Below are 23755 nucleotides of genomic sequence, written 5' to 3' on the forward strand. Positions count from 1 at the left end.
GTCGCCAGATCGGAATGTCACAACTCTCGCCAGAGAATCAAATCGCGATCTATTAATCCGTCCTCTTTAGAGGACCAAATCGAGACGGAGTCATGGCATTTCCGTCATCTTCATGCCATTGGCAGTGCGTCGCATAGACGTACCCAGCGCCGTCATTGACAATGAACCATTTCCCTGGAGCCCCGGCAGGGATATCCACGCCCGGAGGGGAGAAATCTTCATCGACATGGATCTCAAGACGCTCAACCTTGGCGGACATGTGCAAGAAGCGAACATTGGAGAAGAGGACATCCACGCGGGTCGGAGACTCATCAGTCAAGCTTCGCATCAGCAGCTGATGGTAGCTGACCGCGTAGTGCCACATGCGAAATGGGCGTTCCCACTTGACTACAAGCGCCACTATGAACCTCCCAGATACTTGGACCCTGCAAGAACTTCACTGGTGACGTCAACGCCCCCCATATAGAACGTTAGCCTGCTTGGCTCAAGGTTCCCAAATCGATAACCACGCTCCAGGATCGCCATTTCCCTCTGCGTCGTATACCAGTTATCTCCCTGCCCCTGCTTGACGGCGTCGTCGAATAGCTCAGCGTTGGTAGCGCCAGTCTTTCCGCTAGTCATCTTGAAGCCATCAAGACGCACGTGAATTTGGGTCTCCGGATGGTAATTTGCGACATCGCCGACGTTGGCTAGTGCGCCATCGCGGGTCTCTCCCATGAAGTGGGTGTATCCGTTGTCGTTGGCAAAATCCTCCAGCCCGTGATCTTCAGTCCCTAGGGCCACATTTGGAATGTTGGTGTTGCAATTGTGCACCAGGACCGGCGTGGTGCCTGCGAGTACATAGTACGTGTGCACTTGCGCAACCGTGAGGTTGTACATGTCCGCGACGCCCGGGCGGGTCCGGATGCCCTGGACGGTGGCCTGCTCGCCCTTGGGCGAGGCCAGGGCGTGGCCGGCGGTGAGTTGGCCGGCAGGTACCCAGGTGTGGGTGGTGTCGTCCCAGAAGGGGTGGTTGGAGGTGGTGTGGACGGTTTCGGTGGTGCCGTTCTTCAGCTTGAGCTCGAGGTCGACGAGGTCGTCGTCGTGGTTGATCCAGGTATCGGTGACCGTGCGAGCGCCGGTGTCGTGACCGTTGGTGGGGTCGGCCGCTTCCACCTGGTCGCCAGGGATGAGGTCATCGATCGGCTTGCCCGACCCGTTGGCCATCAGGACTTTGGTGTCGGGTGTGAAGCTACAGGCACCGGAGGTTCCTGTCCCGGCATCGCTGGCCGCGTCGTCGCCGAACTCAGCTATGAGCGCGTCGATGTCGGCGACGTCGGCGGCGTCAGTGACGGGGTCGGCGCCGCCTTGCAAGGCGTCGACACCGGTCAGAACCACCGACCCGAAGACGAGACCACCAGTCTTGACTACCTTCGGCGTGCGGCCGGTTAGAGCCTTGGGAGTGCCTGAGCAGTTGACCCCGAATCGTGAGCAGGTGGCTCCGTTGAAGGACGGCTTGCTGCTCTTGCCACTGCTGGACCTGTGGCTGGTGGGCGTGAACACGCCGTGGCGTACTTCGCCGGCGTCGGGGTTGTCAGGGTCCTCGGGGCCGGTGTCGACGTAGCGGGTGGGGTTGCTGGGGCTGCTGCCAGTGCCACCGATGGGGGTTCCGATACCGCAGAGGTCGGCGGGGCATTGGCCGGTGGGGTCGGATTCGGTGACGGGGTCGTTGCCGGCGTAGTCGTAGCCGTTGGTCTGGGTGGGGTCGGTGGTTTCGAGGATTGGGTCGGGGCTGAGGAAGCGTCCGGAGGTGGGGTCGTAGAGGCGGGCGCCGAGGGTTTCGAGGTTGGTGGTGGTGTCGTTGTGGCCGCCGACGTAGCCGGTGTCGCCGGGCCAGGTGGTCGGTGTGGTGCCTCGGGTTTGGCCGAAGGGGAGGTACTGGCGGCGGGTGACGGCTTGGGTGGTGGAGTTGATGGTGAGCTGGTCGGTGCCTTGGCGGTCGGGGGCGAGGTAGTCGACGGTGCCGGTGCTGGTGCGGGCGGCGATGGCCTGGCCGTTGATGGTGTAGTAGCGGGTGCCGCTGACGGTCTGGCTGGTGGTGTTGAGGGCGAGTTGGGCATCACCGGCGTAGAGGGTGGTGGTGCCGGGGTCGCGGCGCAGGAGTTGGTTGCCGTCGGCGTCGTAGACGTAGCTGGTGGTGCCGGCGGTGGTGGTGTCGGTGGCGAGTTTGTCCTGGTCGGTCCAGGTGAGGGTCTGGTTGCCGAGGGTGCCGCCGTTGATGGCGGTGGTGTTGCCGGAGGCGTCGTAGGTGTAGGAGGCTGTGTTGGCGGCTGCGTTGGGGCCGGTGGCGGTGGTGCTGGTGAGGGTGTGGGGTTGGTCGGTGGTGGAGCCGGCGGTGGGGTACTGGTAGCTGGTGGTGGTGTCGTTGGTGGTGTTGCCGGTGGTGTCGTGGTCGGTCTGGGTGGTGCGGTTGCCGGCCGCGTCGTAGGTCCAGGACTGCCAGTACGGTGCGACGGGTCCGCCGACGGTGCCGCTGTTACCGGGAGCCGGCGTGGCGGTGCAGTTGTCGGTGGCGGTCCAGGCCTGCTGGATGCGGGTGGCGTAGTCGTACTGGTAGCACTGGGTGTCGACGGTGGTGTCGGCGTTCTGCTTGTCGGTGGTGGAGGTCAGCAGGCCGGCGCCCTTGGAGACGGTGCTGTTGCCGTAGGCGTAGTTGAGGTCGTCGATGGTGCCGGAGACGGTGGAGGCGCTGGTCTGGATGTCGGTGATGTTGCGGGTCTGGGGGTCGTAGGTGTAGGTGGACCAGACCTCACCGGTGGAGGTGCCGAAGGTGTACTGCAGGGGTTGGCCGTACTCGCTGTAGCCGACGGCGTTGACGTAGTCCCAGGAGGCGCCTCCGTTGGAGGTCAGGGAGGTGGGTTCGCCGAACTGGTCGTAGCCGTAGGCGATGTTCTCGGCGGGCAGGCCGCCTTCGGCGGGGTCGCCCTGGTTGGTGAGGTTGCCGGTGAGGCTGTAGCCGTAGCTGGTGACGTAGCCGGAGGTGGGGACCAGGGCGGTGCCCTCGCCGGTGAGGGTCATCCGGGTGGCGGCGGGCTTGGCGAGGTTGTTGTAGGCCAGGACCGTGGTGGTGTAGGTGTCACCGGCCGAGTACGACGTGGTGGAGGTCGGCAGGCCCTTCTTCACCGTGTCGTAGGTCCAGGCGGCGAGCTTGTTGGTCGAGGAGAGGGTCTGGGTGCTGGTGGTGTCGTAGGTAGCGGTCTTGCGGCCGTCGAGGTCGTAGGCGGTCGTGGTCTGACTGCCGCGCGGGTCGGTGGAGCTGATCAGCTGACCGGCGGCGTCGTAGCTGCTCTGGGTGTGGCCGGTGTCGGGGTCGTAGGCGTCGGTCTGCTGGCCGAGAAGGTTGTAGTTCCAGGACCAGGAGTTGCCGGCCGGGTCGGTCTCGGTGGCCTGCTTGCCGGCCGGGGTGTAGGTGTACTTGGTGTCGGTGTAGTCGGAGGCGGGGTCGTTGACGTAGTCGGTCGGGACGCCGGACTTGTACTGGATGAGGTCGGTCTGCTGTCCGCGGGCGTCGGTCACCGTGGTGGTGGCGGTCTGGCCTGCCGGGGGGACGGTGGTGGTGAAGTTGCCGCCGTAGCTGGTGGTGGTCTGCCAGGTCTGGGTGCCGAGCGCGTAGGCGATGCTGGCGGTCCTGCGGCCCGCGGCGTCGTAGCTGTAGCCGGTTTCGGAGGGGACCTGGCCGACCTGGGCCTGTACGTAACTGGTCGAGACGGCTGATGAGTTGTAGTAGGGGTCGGTGGTCTCGGACTGCCAGCCGTCGGTGTCGTACATCGTGTCGCTGATGGTCCGGCCACCGTCCACGGTCTGCGTCTGGGTCTCGCGGGCCCGCAGCATCGCGTCGTAGAGGGTTTCGCTCTGGCGGTAGCTGGTGTCGTCGTTGAGGGTGTAGGTGTCGACGACGGAGGGGCCGGTGTTGGAGACTGTGTAGGTGTACTTGAGGTTCGGCGGATTCGGCGCGGCCTGGCCGGGTTCGTAGACGGTGGTGAGGCGGCCGAGGGCGTCGTACTGCTCGGTGGTGACGTAGGCGGCCGGGTCGGTCTTGGTGAGCGGCAGGTCGCGCAGCGGGTCGTAGGACGTGGTGGTGGTGTGGCTCATCGGGTCGGTGACCGCGATGCTGGTGGGTTCGGCGCCGGTGGCCGGCGTGTAGGTGGTGGTGGTCTTGCGGTTCAGCGCGTCCAAGGCGGCGGTGGGGCGACCGTACTGGTCGATCGTGGTGGTCTGCTCGGTCGTGTAGACCGGGGTCGAGCCGTTGTAGGAGGTCACCTTCTGGGTCATCGTCGGGTCGCCGACGGTGGGGGCAGCGCCGAGGGTGGTGGAGGAGTCGTAGAACGTGAGGTCGTCGCTCACCGCGTTGGCGGGGAGGGTCGGTGTGGTGGAGCAGTTGACCGAGACGGTCCTGGACTCGGCGGGCTTGTCGAGGATCCAGGCGGAGGTGTTGTCCGCGTAGCTGGCGGTGGTGCACAGGTCGTCGGCGGTGGTGGAGGTGTCGCCCTGGTCGTTGGTCGCGGTGACCCGGCCGTAGGCGTCGTGCGTGTAGTCGGTCTCGGTGGTGCGAGTCGCTCCGGAGGCCAGCGGGGTGTAGACCTTGGTGTCCGCCGTGCCGGTCAGGAACGCCTGCTGGGACGGCAGCCCGCCGGTCAGCGCGTGGGTCGCGGTCGCCGACGAGGTCCACGGATCGGTGATCGTGTCCGTGACGATCGCCGAGCCGTTGAGCACCTGTGTCTCGTACGTCTGGCCGGCGAACTGGTTGGAGTCCGTCACCGCAGGATCACCACGGGAGTCCGACACAGTCGCGGTACGAGTCCCCGAGTTGGGCAGGGTGTCGCCGTTCATGCCCTGGAAGTAGGTGTACTGGGTCTTGGTGACCGGATCCGGGGCGGTACCGGTCGAGACGATCATCCCCTGGTAGCCGCGCCACTGGTCCCAGCTCCGCTCGTTGCTGGCGGTCAGTGGGTCGTCGTCGTAGTGCCAGGCGGGTGTGCCGACCGGGGTGTAGCTGGTGACGATGGTGTCGTTGGCCGAACCGCCGGTCGGGTCCTGCTCGGTGACGTGGGTGACGATGAACTTGTTGAACCAGTCCAGCATCGGCGAGTTCTGCCCGGTGGGGGTCCAGTAGTCCGGGAAGCAGAGCGAGGTGTTCTGCGAAGCGTCCGACGGGGTCCCGCTCGCGCACGCGGGAGCCGAGTAGTTGACCGTGATGGTCTCACCGGTCTCGGTGGTGATCCCGGTGAGGCGCTGACGGGTGATCGGCGGGTAACCATTCGTGACGTTCACGCGGTTGGACAGCGGAGTTCCGGTGAAGGTCACCGCCGGCAGGCTGATCGCACTGCTGGAACCACCCGCCGAGGTGTCCTGACCGGTGTGGGTGATCGAACTCAGCCACAGTGAAGGCGTGGTGGAGTCCCCGGTCGCCGGGAACGAGTAGGTCAGCGCCCAGGAGTCGACGTTGGTCTCGGTGCTCCCGACCAGCGCCTGCGTCTGGATACCCGTCAGCATGTACTCCGACCAGAACGACGGCGCTGTCATCTGGCAAGTCACGCCACTCGCGCAGTTCAGGTCGTAGGGGATGTCCGGCCAGCTCGACGCCGTCGAACTGTTCAAGGTCGAGGTGGCGCAGCCGGTCGGTGAGGTGTTGCAGCGCCCGTTGACGGTGAACAAGACCTGGCCGGCAGGCTGGGTCGAGTAGACCTGGCCGGCCCGCTGACCGTACTGGATCTTCGAGAGATAGCCGCCACGGGTGTAGAGAGCGGTGGCGGTGGTACCGAGGTCGGCTGCGTAGTAGTTCTGCTCGGTGTTGTAGAAGTAGGAGACCGCGTCGGAGTGAGTGTCCACGACGTAGTCGAGGTTCCACCGATAGGCCTGCTGGCACCAGGAGTTCGCGAACGTCGCGTTGTAGCACGGCTGCCCGGATGCGGTCGCGTAGACCGGCTCGGTCCACACCGAGTTCGTCGTCGCATCACCCGACGCGAACCCCGGCAGCTGGTTCAACCCGAAGTAGTACTGCGTGCCATCGGTCGTGGTGACCCGGAAGTACTCACCGTTCTGCGCACCGTTCGAGGCACCCGTGAGGTACTCGATCCGGTCGTTGGAGTCGTCCTGGGCGCGGTAGGTGCCGGTGGCGTCGTCCTTGACCAACGTCGTGGTGGAGCCGTTGAAGGACAACGTCAGCGTGTTGTTGTTCGACCAGCAGTTGTCCGAGGTCTGGGTCGGACCGGCCGGGTTCTGGCTGCACGAGGCGTAGGACCGCTCGATGAACGACTGCGGCAACTGCCAGCCGTCACCCACCTCGGAGGCCTGGTTGTTGGTGGAGGACGTCAGCCCGTCCTGGGATTGCGAATCGTAGGACAGCCCGAGGTCGGGGGTCAGCCCGCCCGGCACCGAGGGGGTCGGCAACGGGTAGGACCAGTCGAACGAGTCCGCAGCACCACCGGCCTGCCAGGAGCCCGACGGTTTCAGGCTGGTGGCCGTGAAGTCACCACCACCACCGCCCGCACTGGAGGACGAGGTAGCGGTCGCCGCCAGCACCATCGGCGCCGCCGTGGGCACGGCGGCGAACTCACTCGCCGCAGCCGCCATCGGCGCGGACTTGCCTGCGCCCTGCGTGGCCGGCGGGACCGTGACATCCGCCTCCAACGTCTTGTTCTTGACGTCGTTGTGGAAACCGACCGGCGTCTCCGTCCGGCACGCGGCCACAGTAGGCGTCGTCAACGCACAGGCGGGAAGCTGCACCAGACCCAGCCGCGAGCCCCAGTCACCACCGAAGGCGTTCTGGAACTGGCTGTACGACAGTGAGACGTGCGCCGGACCAGCGGCACCGGAAGCGTCATCGCGCTGCACGGACAGCAGCACGCCGTTCACGCCCGCCGCCGAAGCGGCCTGACGAGGCGCCACCGTGACACGCACGTCCGAGGGCGTGGATGCCGCCGCAGCCGTCATCGCGGACGGCGACAGCGGAGCACCCTGCGGACGCCCCGCCGCCGGGGCGATCCACACCGGCAATGACCCGGCCTGCGCCCTGGCCGGCGCCTGTCCGCCAGCCTTCGAACCGAAGGGGGTCAGGACCGCGTCCGAACTCCCCGACGGCCAGGCGGCCTTCGGCGCCTTCCACTGCGGCATCGCCTTCGGCTGCTGGTAGTGGCCCTTGACGGCCGTCACCGGGATCGACTTGTCGTGCACCACACCCGGCGCCGTGCGCCCGGTCGGCGTGGCCGCGAGTGCGACCGGCGCAGCAGACAGCGCCCCGGCAACAAGCGCACCCGCCGCCACCGCGACGGTCGTGGTACGCACGGCCCTTGTGCGGGATATTCGCACTCTGCTGGCCCAACTTTTCAGACCTATACCGAACGCCACCATGCCCCACCCCTCCACCCGAATGATCGGCCTGCCGATCGCGGCCGGACGGTATCAGAGAAGTCACCTCCATGAAAATAGATATCCAGAATTCAAGGGGCCTCGACCGAATCGGACATAGACGATGTGACGACCATTGACACCCAAAGCCGGACGGCATGTCAGAAGCCCTACATAGCAGTCATGACCGCACTCCTGCAGGGCAAATCAGGCCAGACCCGCTGCACTTGGCCAGCCTTGCCCGGTGATCACCGACGCCGTATCGTCGCGATTTACGGCACCACCGGGCAGCACTCAAAAATCATTGCGCAATGATCCAGCAAAGAGGAAAAATATGCCCAGCAAAAGTTCCATGAGAAATAGGCATCGGATAGTCGGGAGAAAATCAGCGACATTTCTGACGCTGGGGATCATCGCCTCCAGCGTGCTCGGTGTCGCGCCGGTTGCCATGGCCTCGTCCCCCGCGTCCCAGGGTTCTCCCGCGGGGGCCAAGGCGGCTACGCCACGTCCGGTGGCTGCGCCACCGACACCGGCGCAGCCGAAGAACCTGACGCCGATGCAGGGCGGTGAGGGGTCGACGGTTGCCGAGCAGGAGGCGATGGCCGCGGCTGCGGCTCAGGCTCATGCCGCTGGTAGGCCGGTGGTGGTGGATGCGCTGACCACCGAGACGCAGCAGGTGGTGGCGCAGCCCAAGGGTGGGTTCGCGCTGACGGGTAATCCGGAGCCGGTGCGGACGAAGATGTCCGGTTCCTGGCGGCCGGTTGACACCTCACTGCGCAGGAATGGGAACGGTGGTCTGTCGCCGGTGGCGACCGCGTACGGGTCGGTCAGCTTCTCGGATGGTGGCAACGGGCCGTTGGTGGTGACCAGTTCGGGCGACAGCCGGTACTCGGTGTCCTGGCCGGGTGCGCTGCCCGTTCCCGCGGTGAGCGGGAACAGTGCGACGTACGCCGAGGTGCTCCCGGGTGCGGACCTGGTGCTGTCGGCGACCGCGAGTGGTGGCTTCAGTGACGTGCTGGTGGTGAAGAACGCGCAGGCGGCGAAGAACCCGGCGCTGGCGTCGCTGAAGCTGGCCACCCAGATGGTGGGCGGTAAGGTCGCCGACTCCAAGGCGCAGGGCGGTGTTTCGATCACCGGTGGTGCAGGCGGCGCGGTGCTCGAGTCGGGTACCCCGGTGATGTGGGACTCCAACACCACGCCCCTTCCCGGCAGTGCTTCGCCAAGTTCCAGGTCAGCCAAGGCCGGCGCGGAGGTCACCCCGGACGCCTCGGATGCGGCGCATCCCGGTGTCGCGGCCCGGATCGCGCTGGTCGGTGCGAAGGCGAGCGCTACCTCTCTCACCCTCACTCCCGACGCGAAGTTCCTCACCGATCCGTCGACGGTGTTCCCCGCCTTCATCGACCCGACCTTCAACTGGCACCCGGCTTCCTCGAATTCGCCCGCGTTCGACGAGGTGAAGCAGGGCTCGCCGTGCAACGGCGTCTCGCTCTACGACAACACCGGCTCGGCCGGTGACGGCGGTCAGCTCGGTGTCGGTGTCAACGGCTGGAGCAGTTGCCAGGGCATCATGCGCACCTACTACCAGTGGCAGCTGCCGACCTTGATCTGGGGCGCGGACATCCAGTCGGCCACGGTCGACGCCACCAAGGTCTACTCCGCCTCCTGCGGCACCACGCAGACCGTCAACCTGCACTGGGCCGGCGGCATCGGGTCCGGCACCAGCTGGAACAACCAACCCGGCTACGGCGGCAGCATCTCCAGCGCCAACTTCGGCCCCGCCTGCAACGGCTCGGTCAGCAACGGCCTGAGCGTCACCGGACCGATCACCCAAGCCGCCTCCGGCCACTGGGGCCAGTTCACCGCCGCCCTCACCGACGACAACGACGAGGCTTCCCACAGCGACCTCGGGTTCTCCCGCTTCTCCGACAACCCGACCCTGCAGATCTTCTACAACCAGCACCCCAACACCCCCGGCACCAGCGACCTGTCCGCCGTCACCGGCGCCGACAACGCGGGCTGTGCCACCACCACCCCCTACCCCCTCATCGGCAAGACCATCGCCTCCAACACCCCGGTCCTGCGCGCCCACGTCTCCGACCCGGACGGCGACGCGTTGCAGGCCAGCTTCAAGTACTGGGTGGACGGCTCCTCCACCAGCGCGACCGGCCAGTCCGGTGACAACCAGGCCAACGGCAGCACCGCCACCTACTCGCTGCCGTCCTCGTTCATCTCCTCGCTCAGCAACGGGCAGTCCGTGGACTGGCAGGTCCAGGTGACCGACGGCGAGGCCTGGTCCGGCTGGTCCCCGACCTGTCACTTCTCCGCCGAACCCAACGGCCCCAACAACCCCACCACGCAGCCCAACACCACCTACCCCAGCACCGACACCCCCGGCGCACCGACCGGTGCGGCGGCGGGCACCAGCGCGCCGTTCACCATCGACGGGTCCACCGACGGAAGCGGCGCCCCCGCCACGAAGATCATCTACGGCCTGGACCAGCAGCCCGCCACCAGCAACACCCCCGCCAACCAGACCGCCACCGTCACCGGCTCCGCCGTGAGCGCCCCGGTCGGCCGCTGGCAGATGAACGAGGGCAACGGCAACACCAGCACCGACTCCAGCGGCAACGGCCACACCGTCACCTACCAGGGTGGCGCCAGCTGGAACAACGACCCCACCCGCGGCACCACCGTCGCCTTCGACGGCTCCACCGGCTACGGCGCCACCACCGCACCCGTCCTCACCACCAACACCAGCTTCACCGTGTCCGCCTGGGTCAAACCGTCGAGCCTCGCCAACGGCTTCGCCCTCGTCTCCCAGTCGGGCAGCAACTCCTCCAACTTCCAGATCTACTACTCCAGCTGGGCACACGCCTGGGCCTTCGGCCTCAACTCCGCCGACGTCACCACCAACAGCCTCACCGCCATCTACGGCCCCACCACCGGCGTCAACAGCCCGACCGTCGGCAACTGGGCCAACGTGCTCGGCGTCTACAACGCCGCCACCCAGCAGATGCAGCTCTACGTCAACGGCACCCTCGCCGCCAGCGGCTCCTTCACCGCCACCCCCTGGAACGCCACCGGTGACCTGCAGATCGGGCGCAGCATCTCCTCGGGCAGCTACACCAGCTACGCCAACAGCCTGATCAGCGACATCCAGACCTACCCCCGCGCACTGACCGCGGCCGAGGTCAACACCGTCGGTGCCTCCGCCGCCGTCAACATCACCCCGCCGTCACCGGGCCCGCACACGCTGTGGACCGCCGCGGTCGACGCCGCCGGGGACCTCTCCGCGATGAGCGCCTACCACTTCCTGGCCGCCGCGCACGCCAACACCACCTGCGCCAGCCTCGCGGCCTGCTTCGACAACACCGCGATCAGCCCCGACTCCAACATGGGCCTCGGCGCGGCGGACGGGAACGCCAGCTTCTCCGCCACCGACCTGACCAACGCCGGCTGGAACCCGGGCGGCACGGTCACCATCGACGGCGCGACCTTCACCCTCCCCACCTTCGGCAACGGAAAGAACGACAACGTCCTGGCCGCCAACCAGACCATCACCATGAACCCGCAGGCACCCGCCAGCAGCGGCAGCGCACTGATGTTCCTGGCAACCTCCACCAACACCAACCTCGCCGACCCCGGCTCGGTCACCAACGCCGCCGCCCCCTACGTCCCCACCGGCACCGCCGTCTCGGGCACCTACTGCTTCGACTCCACCAACCCGTCCGCCTACTGCCCCGCCAAGGGCACCATCACCTACACCGACGGCACCACGCAGTACTACTACCTGCTCACCCCGGACTGGATCACCGGCCCCGCCTCACTGGCCGCCGTCGGCCTCACCCACTGGAACAAGCCCTCCGGCCAGATCTCCAACGCCGCCGAGAGCCCCAAGATCTACCCCTTCTCCGTCCCGCTGACCCCCGGCAAGACCATCGCCTCAGTCACCCTTCCCGACGTGAGCAGCCAGCCGACCACCCAGGGCCTGCACATCTTCGGCCTCTCCACCCGCAACACCACCACCGGCACCGCCGAAACCAACGGCACCACCACACCCGCCCCCAACGGCCAGACCTGGACCGGCGCCTGGGGCAGCCCGACCGAGGGCGTCTACAGCATCGGTCAGACCAACGGAAACCAGACCGTCCGCATCGAGCTCCAGCCCTCCATCTCCGGAAACACCCTGCGTATCAAGCTCGACGACGCGCTGGCCACCAACCCCCTGGTGATCGCACACGCGACCGTCGCCGTCGCTTCCGCTTTTGACAACCCCGTCCCAAGTGGCACCACGACGGACCTGAAGTTCGGCGGCAACGCGGGCGTCACCGTCCCTCAAGGGGGCATGGTGTACAGCGACCCACTGGCGTTCACCGTCAGCGCGAACCAGTACCTGCTGGTCTCCTTCGACTTCACCAACCCGATGTCCTACATGCCGATGAACCCCTGGTCCAACAGCGCGTTCTCATTCCTGTCCCCACCCGGTTCCGGCGATCACAGTGCCGACACCAGCAACACCGCCTTCACCGGCACAGGTGCCGTGTGGAGTGCTTCCTACACGGAATTCCTCACAGACCTGGACGTCACCACCAACAGCATCCCCACCCAGGCGGTCCTCGGCGACGGCATGATCGACCCGGGCCAGCCCGGCACCACCCCGGTCAATGCCACCACTGCCGACCACCTCGCCGCCGACCTTGCCAGCGCCGAGCCCTCCGTGCCCAATCCCTACGGCACCGTCGACGAGGGAATCGAGGCCAACCAGATCATGAAGGACTATCCGGAGAGCACGAACCTCGGCACCGGCGGTCCCTCTGCCCTGTCCCGAATCGATCGCGACATCCTTGACCAACCCGGCCTGAACACCGTCGTCCTCGACGAGGGCCTCGAAGACGTCCTCAACGGACAAACCTCCGACAACCTCACCAGCAACGGCTACACGCAGCTGCTGACCTACTTTCAGGCCTCGGACATCAACGTCATAGCCGTCGGACTGACACCCTGCGACGGCTACGCCGGCGACAAGGCGACCGGCAGCGGCACCAACGACCCCTGCACCAGCACCGTCGACAAGTACCGCACCACCGTCAACCAGTGGCTGAGCGGCGGCTACCCCCTGAACATGGGTCCCTGGAGCACCCCCGCGCTCAGCTACATCGACTCTGACCAGACTCTGGGCATCCCCGACACCACCAACGGCGAGATCAAACTCAATCCGAGCGCAGCCGTCTCCACCGACCAGGTCAACCTGACCACCGACGGCTACGCTGCCCTCGCCTCCGCCATGCTCGGAGCGCAGGACACCTGGCCACTCGACGACGGGAACTCCAGCACCACCGCGGCGGACACTGCTTCCAGCACCGGCAACGCCTATCTGGCCGCCAACCCCGCCGTGGGCCAGAACCCCGCCACCCTCAACGGCGGCGCGACCTGGACCACCGATCCGACAAGGGGCACTGTCCTCAACCCCAACGGCACCAGCGGCTACGCTGCCACCAGCGGCCCCGTCGTCAACACCACTGGCAGCTTCACAGTCTCCGCCTGGGTCAACTTCAGCTCCACGCCGACCGCCAACGCCACGGTGCTCGCCCAGAACGGCACCCAGGGCTCCAGCTTCTCCCTCCAGTACAACGCATCACAGAAGGAATGGTGCCTCGACTTCACCAGCAGTGACACCGCGAACGCGACCACGGTCGGGACGCCCGCCTGCATGGCGATGGCCAATGACTTCATACCGGGCTACTGGAGCAACATCGTGATCAGCTACAACGCCAGTGACCAGACCGCGAAGCTCTACCCCGACGGCTGTTCCATGTACCCCCTTCAGTTCAATGTCACACCCTGGGCAGCCAGTGGAAGCTTCACCATCGGCTCGGGCCTGGTCAACGGCGCCCAGACCGGTTTCTTCCCTGGCACGGTCAGCGACGTCCAAGTCTGGAACTACGCTCTGAGTGACCCCCAGGTCTTCGCCGTCGCTGCTCAGGTCACCCCCATCCACTGACCGATCCGCAGGCCGAACGACCGCGCCTGCCAGTGTGGCCCTGCTTTCCGACACCACAGTCGGGAAGCAGGGCCACCGGCTTCTTCGGGCTGCGGAGCGGAGGCACAGCGGTTGGGTGCGGCGTATCACCGCCGGACCGCGGGCGCGCCGCGCACTTCCAGGTCGGCCAGCAGTTCCCGGGTTGCCTCGGCGACCGCCAGTACCGCCCGGTCGAAGACCAGCCGGTTGTGCGCGGCGGGCGCCCGGAACCCGGACACCTTGCGCACGTACTGCAGGGCCGCCGCCTGGATGTCGGAGTCGGTGACTTCGGGTGTCACCGGCGGGCGGAGGGTCTTGATGCTGCGACACATACCACCAGTCTGCGCCCGTGGGCGGCCGGTCACGTGGTGTAGCCGGAGTTCAGCTCGACGTACCCGGGGGTCAGGTCGCAGCCGTAGACGGTGAATTCCGCGTCGCCGAGGCCGAGGTCGACCCCGATCAGCACCTCCGGGCCGGACAGGTGGCCGCGAAGTCGGCCTCGCCGAGCGGCCGGTCGAGTGCCGCCAATCCGGCCCGGATCTGGTCCATCGGATAGCGGCGGCCGATCACCTCGGTCGAACCGATCAACAGTTGCTCCGGCGCCACCCCGGCCGGCTCAGCGGCCAGCCGGCGGACCTCCTCGGCGTTGCGGGAGATCGCCACCATGCCACGGGCGTCCTACCGGCCGGCTGAGGCCCGGCTCAACCGGACGCTGGGCCCGGCCCACCGCGACCTGGTGAAGACAGCGGCCGACACCGCCGGCACCTCGGAGACCACCAGCGCGAAGTCGTCGGCGCCGCCCTCCTTGAGTCCCAGGTTGGCGGTCCGGGACCGGAAGCCCTTGGGCAGGTCCATGACCCTCCCGCCTCTGCATAGGTATGCTATTTTAGGAATATAAATGTACTGCACCGCAGTAGCCGGCTGCGCCGCCGGGGGTCGCGGGCGACCATGGAGGCATGCTGCTGGCCGAGGTCGCCCGGACGTCCCGCGAGGTCGCCGCCGCGTCCGCGCGCTCGCGGAAGACCGCGCTGCTGGCCGAGCTGTTCCGGGCCACCGAGCCCGACCAGGCGCCGACGGTGACCACCTACCTGGCCGGACGGCTGCCGCAGCGGCGGATCGGGGTCGGCTGGAGCCTGCTGGCCGAGCCGGTGCCGCCGGCGGCGACCGCCTCGCTGACCGTCCAGCAGGCCCACCGGGCGCTGGACCGGATCGCGGCGGCGGCCGGGCCGGGCTCGGTGGCCGAGCGCCGCCGACTGCTGCGCGATCTGCTGGCCGCCGCCACCGCCGAGGAGCAGGAGTTCCTGATCCGGCTGATCGGCGGCGAGGTCCGCCAGGGCGCGCTGGACGCGCTGGCGGTGGACGGCCTGGCGGCGGCCGGCGGCGCCCGGGCCGAGGACGTCCGGCGCGCGGTGATGCTCGGCGGCTCGCTCGGCGCGGTGGCCCGGGCGCTGCTCGCCGACGGCCCGGCCGCGCTGGCGACGTTCCGGCTGACGGTGGGCCGGCCGGTGCTGCCGATGCTGGCCCACACCGCGGCCGACGTCGCCGAGGCGGTGGACCGGCTCGGTCCGTGCGCGGTCGAGGAGAAACTGGACGGCATCCGGATCCAGGTGCACCGCAGCGGCGCGACCGTCCGCGTCTACACCCGCACGCTGGACGAGATCACCGACCGGCTGCCCGAAGTGGTGGCCGTGACGGCCGACTTGGCGCTGGCCGAGGCCGTGCTGGACGGTGAGGTGATCGCACTGGACGCGGCCGGCCGACCGCGCCCGTTCCAGCAGACCGCGGGCCGGGTCGGCTCGCACCGGGACGCGCTCGGCCCGCACGCCGCGCTGCCGCTCTCCCCGGTCTTCTTCGACCTGTTGGCGTTGGACGGCGAGGACCTGCTGGACCGGCCCACCGCGGCGCGGCACGCCGAGCTGGCCCGGGTGGTCCCGGCGCCACTGCGGGTCCGCCGGTTCGTGGTCGACGACCCGGGCGACGCCCGACTGCGCGCGGGCGCGGACGAGTTCACCGAGCAGACGCTGGCCCGCGGGCACGAGGGGGTGGTGGTCAAGGCGCTCGACGCGCCCTACACGGCCGGCCGGCGCGGCACCGCCTGGCTGAAGGTCAAGCCCGTGCACACGCTGGACCTGGTGGTGCTGGCCGCCGAGTGGGGACACGGCCGCCGGGCCGGCCGGCTCTCCAACCTCCACCTCGGCGCGCGTCGCCCGGACGGCGGCTTCGCGATGCTCGGCAAGACCTTCAAGGGCCTGACCGACGCCCTGCTCGACTGGCAGACCGAGCGGCTCGCCGGGCTGGCCGTGGACCGCCCCGCCTGGGGTGTCACCGTGCGACCCGAACTGGTGGTGGAGGTGGCCTTCGACGGCGTGCAGCGCTCCAGCCGCTACCCCGCGGGCGTGACGCTGCGCTTCGCCCGGGTGCTGCGTTACCGCGAGGACAAGCCGGCGACCGAGGCGGACACGGTCGAGGCGGTCCGAGAACTTCTTCCCCGCAACGGAAATATCTGACAACACAGGTACTGTTTGCTCAGATGACCGACCCACTCAGGAGGAGTTGTCCCATGTCGAAGATCGCTGTGTTCGGTGCGAACGGCAGCATCGGAAGCCGGATCGTCCGCGAGGCGCTGAGCCGCGGGCACCAGGTGACCGCGGTCGTCCGCGACCCGGCCAAGGTCACCGAGCGGCACCCGGCGCTCACCGTCGTCGCCGGCGACGTGCTCGACCCGGCGTCCGTGGCCGCCGCCGCCAAGGGCCAGGACGTGCTGGTCAGCGCGGTCGGCGGGGGCGACGGCCCGGGCCACCTCGCCACCATCGAGCCCGCCGCCAGGTCGCTGGTGGCCGGTCTGCGCCAGCTGGGTGCCGAGGCGCCCCGGCTGATCGCGATCGGCGGCGCCGGCTCGCTGCGCACCCCGGACGGCACGAAGGTCTGGGACACCCCCGGCCTGCCCGACTGGCTGCTGCAGATCATGCACGCGCACGGCGACGCGCTCGACTTCTACCGCACGGTGAGCGACGTCCGCTGGACCAACCTCAGCCCCGCCGGGACGATCGAGCCCGGCGAGCGCACCGGCCACTACCGCACCGCGCTGGAGGACCTGGTCGCCACCGCCGACGGCAGCCGGATCTCGACCGAGGACTACGCGGTCGCGCTGGTCGACGAGATCGAGCAGCCGAAGCACGTCGGCGAACGGTTCACGGTCGGCTACTGAGCGGCCGGTCGCTGAGCCACCGCGGGGGCCGGTCGCGCCGGCCGGCCCCCGCACCGGCTGGACCGGATGGCCCGTGACCGGCGACGATGGGCCATCAGAACCGAGAGGCGCACCCCGTGACCGACCCCGACCAGCCGACCTGCCCCGCACTCACCGGCCCGTGCCCCGGACTGGCGGGCGACGGCGCTGCCCCGACCGCACCGCCGGCGACCACCACCGGCCCGCTCACCGCGGCCGCGGTCACCACCGACCCGCGGGTCCGGGCGATGGGCGTGCTGCTGACCACCTCCGCCCTGGTCGAACGGGTGCTGGGGGCCGCGATCCAGCAGGCGGCGGGGATCAGCCACTCGATGTTCGAGGTGCTGCTGATACTGGCCGACCAGCCCGGCGGAACCCCGATGAGCCGGCTCTCCGGCCCACTGGTGCTGACCAGCGGCGGCGCCACCCGACTGGTCGACCGGATGGTCGAGGCCGGGCTGGTGAGCCGGGCGCCGAGCCCGTCCGACCGGCGGGTGCAGCTGGTCAGCATGACCGAGCTGGGCGAGCGCACCCTGGTGGCCGCCGCCGCGGCGCACATCCGGGAGGCCGAGCGGCTGCTCTTCGCCGGGCTGCCGGCCACCGAGGCCGAGGCCGTCGTCAGCGGACTGGACGAGCTGGGCCGGCGCGCCCGGGCCGCCCTCCCGCCCCTCGGCTGAGCCGGCGCACAGCCGGTCAGGGCGCGGCCGTCCCCGGCCGGCCGTGCGCCGGACCGGACCAGCGCGGCGCCACCTCGGCCCACTCCGCCCCCCACAGCTCGCCGGCCCGGCGGTCCAGGGCCCGCTGCCGGAAGGCGTGCCCGACCAGCATCACCAGCGACGGCAGGACCAGCACCGCCAACCCCAGGCCGACCGCCCGGACGGCCAGCTCGTCGGAGCTCGGCGGCGGCGCGGTGAGCCGGCCCGCGCCCGTCAGCCAGAGCGGGACGGTGGTGCCGGCGTCGACCGGGTCGCGCAGGGTGACCCGCGCGCTGCCGGGTCGGCCGGCCGGGTCCGTCCAGCGCACCACGACCCGTTCCCCGGTGGCCCAGTGGCCGACCGGACCGCCCTGGTCCGCCGTCGGGCCGCCCGGCGCGTCGCCCAGCACCAGCGCGGCCACCCGCTGCAAGCGGCCCGCCCGGGTGGCGGCCGCAGCCGGCGCGGTGCGGATCCCGTCCACCGCGACCAGCACCGCGAGCGCGGCGGCTGCCGCCACCCCGAGCAACGCCAGCAGCGCCGCCCGGCTGCGCGCCCGGTCCAGTGGCCGACAGAGCGGCCCGCCCAGACCGACCGCCCACCCCAGCTGTCGCAGCCGCGCCCGGGTCCGCGCCCGGACCGGCCACCCCCGGCGGCTGCCCCCGGCTCCTCGGCCGGTCCGGTCACTCCTGAACATCGGTCAGCCCTCCCGTCCGTCCGGTCCGCCCCGCGGTCGCCGCCGTTGTGCTCAACGCCCCTGGCACCACCGGCCGTTCCTGAGCCGCGCGGTCGAGCAGCCGGTAGCCGAGGGGTGTGCAGGAGTGCCGGACCGCCCGGCCGACCCGGAGCGTGGTGATCAGGCCCGCCCGGCGCAGCACCCGGGCGTGCTCGGAGGCGGTGGCCAGGCCGACGCCCAGCTCGGCGGCCAGCTCACTGGTGGTCCGTTCCCTGGTGGTCCCGCGCAGGACGGCGGCCCGGGTCCGGCCGAGCAGGGCGGCCACCGGCTCGTCCTCGTCCTTTCCGGCCAGGGCCTCCTTTCCGGCCGGGGCCGCCCCCGGCGCCACCGGCAGGTGCGGCAACGGGGTCAGCGCCGGGTAGACGATCAGCGCGCCGATCCCGGGGTAGCGGCCCACCATCGGCCGTCCGGTCCAGTACGCCGACGGCAGCAGCACCACGCCGGCACCGTCCGGGCGGAGCTCCAGCTCCGTGCGGCTCGGGATCTCCAACGTGCCGCCGCTCCACCGGACGCCCGGGTACAGACCGGTGAGCATCGCACCCAACCCGCACTCGCGCTGCACCCCGGCGCGCCAGGCGACATCGGCGTCGAACCCGGCCCGCAGCCGGGACCAGCCCGCGCCGAGCAGCGCGGCGAAGGAGTTGCGCAGCGTCAACTCCAGGTACTGCCAGGCCTCCCGGTCCTGGTCGGCGAGGTGCCGGAGCAGCGTGGTGGGGGCCAGCCCGGCCGCGCAGATCCGCCGCAGCTCGGCCCGGACGAACTCGGCCGGGGCGGACCGGACTTGCTCGATCCCCTGGTCCAACTCCTCGCTGGGCGGGTCGAGGAAGAGCGGTCCGGCGCCGGTCGGCGGCACCAGCTGGAGCAGCGGCCGGACCGGACGCACCGCGTCACCGCCCAACGAGCGCCGCCAGCGGGCGAATCCGGGGTCCGGGTCGGGTCTCCGCAGCATCGCCACGGCCAGCCCCAGCTCCATCAGCGGTGCGGGTCCGGCCGCGAACCGGGTGCTCAACAGGTCCTCGGCAGTGAAGTGGATGCGCAACATGACGCCCTCCCCTCGTCCCCCCACACCGATCCTTTCGGCGACGGGCGAAACCCTCGTGCCGGGCCAACCCGCCGTTCGACCATAGCGAGTACATGACGTGTCCGTCAGCTATCACGCCGAGGAAGGGAGTTCGCGGCCCGCGCGGACGACGACGCCCTCCGCCACCGCGCTGTCACCGCGCGACCGGCGGCGGCGCGGTGCCGCGGGCGCCCCTGGACCGGGGCGCGGGACGTTCCACCAGGTCACAGCCCGGTACGGGGGTCCGGGCAGCGCCCGGGCGGACGGCCCGCGCCCCCGCCGCCCGCGCGGCGGCGACGGCGGGCACTGCGATACTTGGGGGAGGACGCCCGCCCGAACGGCCCACCGCGTAGGGCCCCGCCCGGGCGCCGGTCGAAGGAGGTTCGCGATGGCAGCGAAGACGGCTACCGCCCCCGAGGCCCGCACCAAGGAGTGGGCCCTGCGGCTGCACCTCGTCGAGGAGGGCGACCTGACCACCGTGGACGCCGTGCTCGACGCCGACGGCCGGCACCTGGAGACCCGGGCCGAGGCGCACCGCAACCCGCACGACCCGCCGGCGGCCGCGATCGGCGACGACCTGGCGGTCGGGCGGGCCCTGGTCGCGCTGGGTCACCAGCTGATCCGCACCGGCGAGATCGACGCCACCGCCGCCGACGGCGCCCGCCCGCGCGCCGACAGCTGAGGCTCCGGCCCCGGCTACGCCTCGTCGCCCTCCCGGTGCAGCAGCAGGAGCGCCGCGTCGTCCTCGGCGTCCAGCCGGTCGCCGAGCGTGTCCCGGACGTGGTCGGCCAGCGCCGGCAGCCGGTCCGGGCCATCGCGCAGCACCTCGGCGAGCCGGTCCAGCCCCTGGTCCAGGTCCTCGCCCGGCCGCTCGACCAGGCCGTCGGTGTAGAGCAGCAGGGTGGTACCCGGGGCGAGCCGGAAGCCGGTACGCGGATAGCACGCCGGCTGCCAGTCCGCGGGCAGGCCGAGCGGCGGTCCCACCGCCACCTCGACCCGCTCCACCGAGCCGTCCGGGTGCCGCACCAGCGGCGGCAGGTGACCGGCGCTGGCCGCCCGGACCGCACCGGTGGCCAGCGAGACCTGCGCGTAGAGGCAGGTCGCGAACCGGTCGGCGTGCAGGTCGGCGAGGAAGGCCGAGGCCCGGGCCAGCACGCCCTCACACTGATAGCCCTCGGCCACGTACGTGGTCATCGCGATCCGCAGCTGCCCCATGACGGCCGCCGCCTCGGTGTCGTGCCCCTGGACGTCGCCGATCGCCAGGCCTACCCCACCGTCGGCCAGCGGCACCGCGTCGTACCAGTCCCCGCCGATCCAGGTGCCGGCGCGGGCCGTGCGGTAGCGCACCGCGAGGGTCCCGCCGGTGACGGCCGGCAGCCGGCGCGGCAGCATCGCGCTCTGCAGGCCCGCCGCGATCTCCCGGGACTGGTCGACCAGCATCGCCCGTTGCAGCGACTGCGCGATGGCACTGGAGAGCGCGGTCAGCAGGGTGCGGTCCTCACTGCTGAAGCTCCGCTTGCCCTCGTACACCAGGGCGAGCGCGCCGACCGGGCGGCCCTGCGCGATCAGCGGCAGGAAGGCGGCGGCGGTGGCCCGGGTGCCGGTCAGCGCCGCGCGCATCCTCGGGTAGCGCCGCAGGAAGGACTCCAGCGAGGTGAAGAACATCGGCTCACCGGTCCGCACCGCGTCGTTGAGCGGCCACGACTCGCTCAGCCGGGCGCGCAGCGCGCGGACCTCGACGTTGGCCCGGCCCACCGCGCCGACCAGCCGGATCCGGCCCTGGTCGACCACGGCCACGCTGATCCCCTGCACGCCGAGCCGGCGCATGCTCTGGTCCCCGGCCAGCACCGCGACCACGTCGTCCACCGAGAGTGCGGCGGCCAGTTCGTCGGCCACCTCGCGCAGCGCGTCCTCCTGCCGCCGCCGGTCGTCCTCGGCCATCAGCCGCAGCGCCGAGTGGGCGAGTTCCTCGGTCGCGTCGCGGACAACGCCGACCACCCGGATGGCGTCCGGCCCGGGGTCGCGGACCAGCCGGCCCTGGGTGTGCGTCCAGCGCATCGAGCCGTCCCGGCGGCGGATCCGGAAGTAGCTGCTGTAGCTCTCGCCGCGGCCGGCCCGGATGTCCTCGACCAGTCGGGTGAGGCGGGCGACCTCCTCCTGCGGGATCCGCAGCGAGAGGCCCTCGGCGTGGCCGTCGAACTCGTCCTCGGTCAGGTCGAGGACCTCCAGACCGGTGGCGTCCAGGGTGAACCGCCCGGTGCCGGGGTCCCATTCGAAGCAGCCGGTGCCGGTGACGGTGAGCGCCTCGACCGGGTCCACGTGCGGGACGTGCTGCTCGGTCATCCGAACGCCCTCATGGGCCGAACGTACCGCTCCGACCGGTCCGCCGCCCGTCCGGCGGACCCCGGCCGGGCCCCCGCGGGCCGGGCCCCCGCGGGCCGGGCTCCCGACCGCCCGCCGTCCGCGCCGCTCCGCTTCCGTGCGCCCTGGTCGGCGGCTCCCACGTGCGGTTCGCTGGAGCTCCCGGGTGGGCAGCCCCGGGTGTGCACCCGAGTGCCGCAGGAGCCCCGCCATGCCGACCGAACAGCAGTGGCTCGCCGGACTGCCGACGGTGTACGTCGGCTGCGGCGTCCTGCTCACCGACCCAGGCGGCCTGGTACTGCTGGTGAAACCCGCCCGCCGGTCCTGGTGGCTGCTGCCGGGCGGGAGCATCGCGCCGGGCGAGACCCCCGAGCGGTGCGCGGCCCGCGAGGCCCGCGCGGGGACCGGGCTCACCGTGACCGCCGGGCGGCTGCTGGTGGTGCAGTGGCAGGCGCCGCTCCCCCGGCACGGCGCGCTGGCCCGGCCGGCCGTGGAGTTCCTCTTCGACGGCGGCACGGTGCCCGCCGACCTCCCGGCCGCGCTCCCGGCCGAGCAGTCGGCGGCGTCCGCGCTGGTGCCGCCGGACCAGGCCGCGGCACTGCTGCCGACCGCGGCGGCGGCCCGGCTCCGGCTGGGCCTCCAGGCCCGGCACGGCGGGACCACCGCCTACTGCACCACCGATCTGGGCTTCGGCTGAACCGGGCGGCGCGGTGCTTTCCACCGGGTGGTTCCGTCCCGCAGGATCACCCCGTGGAGACTGCCCCCGACACCCCCGCCCCCTCTCCCTCCCCCGGCCCCGAGCTCCGGCTGAGCAGTCGTCGGGGCCGTTGGGTGGTGCTGGCCAGCGCACTCGGCTCGGGCATGGCGATGCTCGACGGCACGGTGGTCAACGTCGCCCTGCCGCGGATCGGCGCCGACCTCGGCGCACCGCTGGCCGCCCTGCAGTGGACGGTCAACGCCTACCTGCTCACGCTGGCCGGCCTGATCCTGCTCGGCGGCTCGCTCGGCGACCGCTTCGGGCGGCGCCGGGTCTTCGTGCTCGGCGTCTGCTGGTTCGCCGGCGCCTCGGCGCTCTGCGCGCTGGCGCCCGGGATCGACGTGCTGATCGCCGCCCGCGCGCTGCAGGGCGTCGGCGGGGCGCTGCTGACGCCCGGCTCGCTCGCGTTGCTGCAGGCCACCTTCCATCCGGACGACCGGTCGGCGGCGGTCGGCGCCTGGTCGGGGCTGGGCGGGGTGGCCACCGCCGTCGCGCCGTTCCTCGGCGGTTGGCTGGTGGACGGCCCGGGCTGGCGCTGGATCTTCGTGCTCAACCTGCCGGTGGCCGTCGTGGTCGCGCTGGTGACGCTGCGTCACGTGCCGGAGAGCCGGGACGAGCGGGCCACCGGCCGGTTCGACGTGCGCGGCGCGGTGCTGGCCGCGCTCGCGCTGACCGGGGTGACCTACGCGCTGACCACGGCCGCCCAGGGCCCGCCGGCCGCGGTCTGGACGGCGGCGGTGCTCGGGCTGCTGCTCGCCGCGGCGTTCGTGGTCGCCGAGCACCGGCACCCGGATCCGATGCTGCCACTGGAGCTGTTCCGCTCCCGGCTGTTCAGCACGGTCAACCTGGCGACCCTGGGTATCTACGGCGCGTTCAGCGGGATCTTCTTCTTCCTGATGATCCAGCTACAGACGGTGGCGGGTTTCGCGCCGCTGACCGCCGGGGTGTCGCTGGCACCGCTCACCCTGCTGATGCTGGCCTTCTCGGCCCGGGCCGGCCGGCTGGCCACCCGGATCGGGCCCCGGCTGCCGCTCACCGTCGGACCGCTGCTCTGCGCGGGCGGGGCGCTGTTGATGCTGCGGATCGGGCCGGGCACCTCGTACTGGACGGACGTGCTGCCCGCCGTGCTGCTGCTCGGTTGCGGGATGGCCCTGCTGGTGGCGCCGCTGACGGCGACCGTGCTGGCGGCGGTGGACGTGCGGCGGGCCGGCATCGCCAGCGGGGTCAACAACGCCGCCGCCCGGGCGGCCGGGCTGCTCGCGGTGGCCGCGCTGCCGCTCTTCGCCGGTCTGAGCGGGGATCAGTACCGGCACCCCGCCGCGGTGGACGCGGCCTTCCACACCGCGATGCTGATCTGCGCCGGGCTGCTGGCCGGGGCCGGGCTGCTGGCACTGGCGACCGTGCCGGGGCGCGAGGCGGCCCGGGCGGCCGAACCCGACAGCACCTGGTACTGCTGCAGCACGGCTCCGCCGGTGGACCCCGGCCACTCGTGCTCGGGGTCCACCGGCGGGTCCTGAC

General features: G+C 70.7%; 17 protein-coding genes. 9 read left to right on the forward strand and 8 right to left on the reverse strand.

Features of this window, described 5'->3' with window-relative positions; all coding sequences use genetic code 11:
* Positions 1 to 399: 399 nt before the first annotated feature.
* Positions 400 to 6927: a polymorphic toxin-type HINT domain-containing protein gene (locus ACIGXM_RS28175; RefSeq protein WP_396565651.1), complete on the reverse strand. Its 6528-nt coding sequence runs from the start codon at positions 6925 to 6927 to the stop codon at positions 400 to 402.
* A gap of 1 nt (position 6928) precedes the next feature.
* Here ACIGXM_RS28175 and ACIGXM_RS28180 point away from each other — a divergent pair, with 1 nt between their 5' ends.
* From ACIGXM_RS28180 to ACIGXM_RS28190, 3 genes are all read left to right on the forward strand, one after another.
* Complete coding sequence (locus ACIGXM_RS28180) at positions 6929 to 7171, forward strand: hypothetical protein (protein WP_396565653.1); 243 nt, start codon at positions 6929 to 6931, stop codon at positions 7169 to 7171.
* 398 nt (positions 7172 to 7569) lie between these two features.
* Positions 7570 to 7701 carry a hypothetical protein gene (locus ACIGXM_RS28185; RefSeq protein WP_396565655.1) on the forward strand — a complete coding sequence of 44 codons (132 nt, stop codon included), beginning with the start codon at positions 7570 to 7572 and terminating at the stop codon, positions 7699 to 7701.
* 196 nt (positions 7702 to 7897) lie between these two features.
* Complete coding sequence (locus tag ACIGXM_RS28190; RefSeq protein WP_396565657.1) at positions 7898 to 13387, forward strand: LamG-like jellyroll fold domain-containing protein; 5490 nt, start codon at positions 7898 to 7900, stop codon at positions 13385 to 13387.
* Between the two features lie 125 nt (positions 13388 to 13512).
* On the opposite strand, the gene ACIGXM_RS28195 is transcribed toward ACIGXM_RS28190, so the two are convergent.
* From ACIGXM_RS28195 to ACIGXM_RS28210, 4 genes are read right to left on the reverse strand one after another with little or no spacing between them, the layout of a single operon-like run.
* Entirely contained in the window at positions 13513 to 13737 is a 225-nt protein-coding gene (locus ACIGXM_RS28195; RefSeq protein ID WP_396565659.1) for a DUF2277 domain-containing protein, read from the reverse strand.
* Between the two features lie 29 nt (positions 13738 to 13766).
* Positions 13767 to 13871: a bifunctional ornithine acetyltransferase/N-acetylglutamate synthase gene (locus tag ACIGXM_RS28200; RefSeq protein WP_396565660.1), complete on the reverse strand. Its 105-nt coding sequence runs from the start codon at positions 13869 to 13871 to the stop codon at positions 13767 to 13769.
* Positions 13865 to 14071 carry a hypothetical protein gene (locus tag ACIGXM_RS28205; protein ID WP_396565662.1) on the reverse strand — a complete coding sequence of 69 codons (207 nt, stop codon included), beginning with the start codon at positions 14069 to 14071 and terminating at the stop codon, positions 13865 to 13867. The genes ACIGXM_RS28200 and ACIGXM_RS28205 overlap by 7 nt, the downstream gene beginning before the upstream one ends.
* Positions 14072 to 14083: 12 nt before the next feature.
* Positions 14084 to 14260: a hypothetical protein gene (locus ACIGXM_RS28210; RefSeq protein WP_396565664.1), complete on the reverse strand. Its 177-nt coding sequence runs from the start codon at positions 14258 to 14260 to the stop codon at positions 14084 to 14086.
* A gap of 101 nt (positions 14261 to 14361) precedes the next feature.
* Between ACIGXM_RS28210 and ACIGXM_RS28215 the strand changes: the two genes are divergently transcribed.
* The 3 genes from ACIGXM_RS28215 (at position 14362) to ACIGXM_RS28225 (ending at position 17308) form a co-directional block, all read left to right on the forward strand.
* The gene (locus ACIGXM_RS28215) at positions 14362 to 15912 is read left to right on the forward strand and encodes an ATP-dependent DNA ligase (RefSeq protein WP_396565666.1); all 1551 of its coding nucleotides are present in this window, start codon (positions 14362 to 14364) and stop codon (positions 15910 to 15912) included.
* A gap of 53 nt (positions 15913 to 15965) precedes the next feature.
* The gene (locus ACIGXM_RS28220; RefSeq protein WP_396565668.1) at positions 15966 to 16613 is read left to right on the forward strand and encodes an NAD(P)-dependent oxidoreductase; all 648 of its coding nucleotides are present in this window, start codon (positions 15966 to 15968) and stop codon (positions 16611 to 16613) included.
* 116 nt (positions 16614 to 16729) lie between these two features.
* A complete protein-coding gene (locus tag ACIGXM_RS28225) occupies positions 16730 to 17308 on the forward strand; it encodes a MarR family winged helix-turn-helix transcriptional regulator (RefSeq protein ID WP_396565670.1) in 579 nt (192 codons plus the stop codon).
* 16 nt (positions 17309 to 17324) lie between these two features.
* Here ACIGXM_RS28225 and ACIGXM_RS28230 read toward each other — a convergent pair whose 3' ends face one another.
* Positions 17325 to 18020 (reverse strand): hypothetical protein, encoded by a 696-nt coding sequence (locus ACIGXM_RS28230; protein WP_396565672.1) that lies wholly within the window; start codon positions 18018 to 18020, stop codon positions 17325 to 17327.
* Entirely contained in the window at positions 18007 to 19101 is a 1095-nt protein-coding gene (locus tag ACIGXM_RS28235; RefSeq protein ID WP_396565673.1) for an ArsR/SmtB family transcription factor, read from the reverse strand. The genes ACIGXM_RS28230 and ACIGXM_RS28235 overlap by 14 nt, the downstream gene beginning before the upstream one ends.
* 406 nt (positions 19102 to 19507) lie before the next feature.
* Between ACIGXM_RS28235 and ACIGXM_RS28240 the strand changes: the two genes are divergently transcribed.
* Positions 19508 to 19801 (forward strand): dsRBD fold-containing protein, encoded by a 294-nt coding sequence (locus ACIGXM_RS28240; RefSeq protein WP_396565675.1) that lies wholly within the window; start codon positions 19508 to 19510, stop codon positions 19799 to 19801.
* A gap of 14 nt (positions 19802 to 19815) precedes the next feature.
* Here the strand turns inward: ACIGXM_RS28240 and ACIGXM_RS28245 are convergent, their stop codons facing one another.
* The gene (locus ACIGXM_RS28245) at positions 19816 to 21462 is read right to left on the reverse strand and encodes a SpoIIE family protein phosphatase (RefSeq protein ID WP_396565677.1); all 1647 of its coding nucleotides are present in this window, start codon (positions 21460 to 21462) and stop codon (positions 19816 to 19818) included.
* Between the two features lie 229 nt (positions 21463 to 21691).
* Between ACIGXM_RS28245 and ACIGXM_RS28250 the strand changes: the two genes are divergently transcribed.
* Positions 21692 to 22177 (forward strand): NUDIX domain-containing protein, encoded by a 486-nt coding sequence (locus ACIGXM_RS28250; protein WP_396565679.1) that lies wholly within the window; start codon positions 21692 to 21694, stop codon positions 22175 to 22177.
* Positions 22178 to 22230: 53 nt separating this feature from the next.
* Positions 22231 to 23754 carry an MFS transporter gene (locus ACIGXM_RS28255; RefSeq protein WP_396565681.1) on the forward strand — a complete coding sequence of 508 codons (1524 nt, stop codon included), beginning with the start codon at positions 22231 to 22233 and terminating at the stop codon, positions 23752 to 23754.
* The last annotated feature ends 1 nt before the right edge of the window (position 23755 follow it).

The organism is Kitasatospora sp. NPDC052896 (genome assembly GCF_044547075.1).
Taxonomy (GTDB): domain Bacteria; phylum Actinomycetota; class Actinomycetes; order Streptomycetales; family Streptomycetaceae; genus Kitasatospora.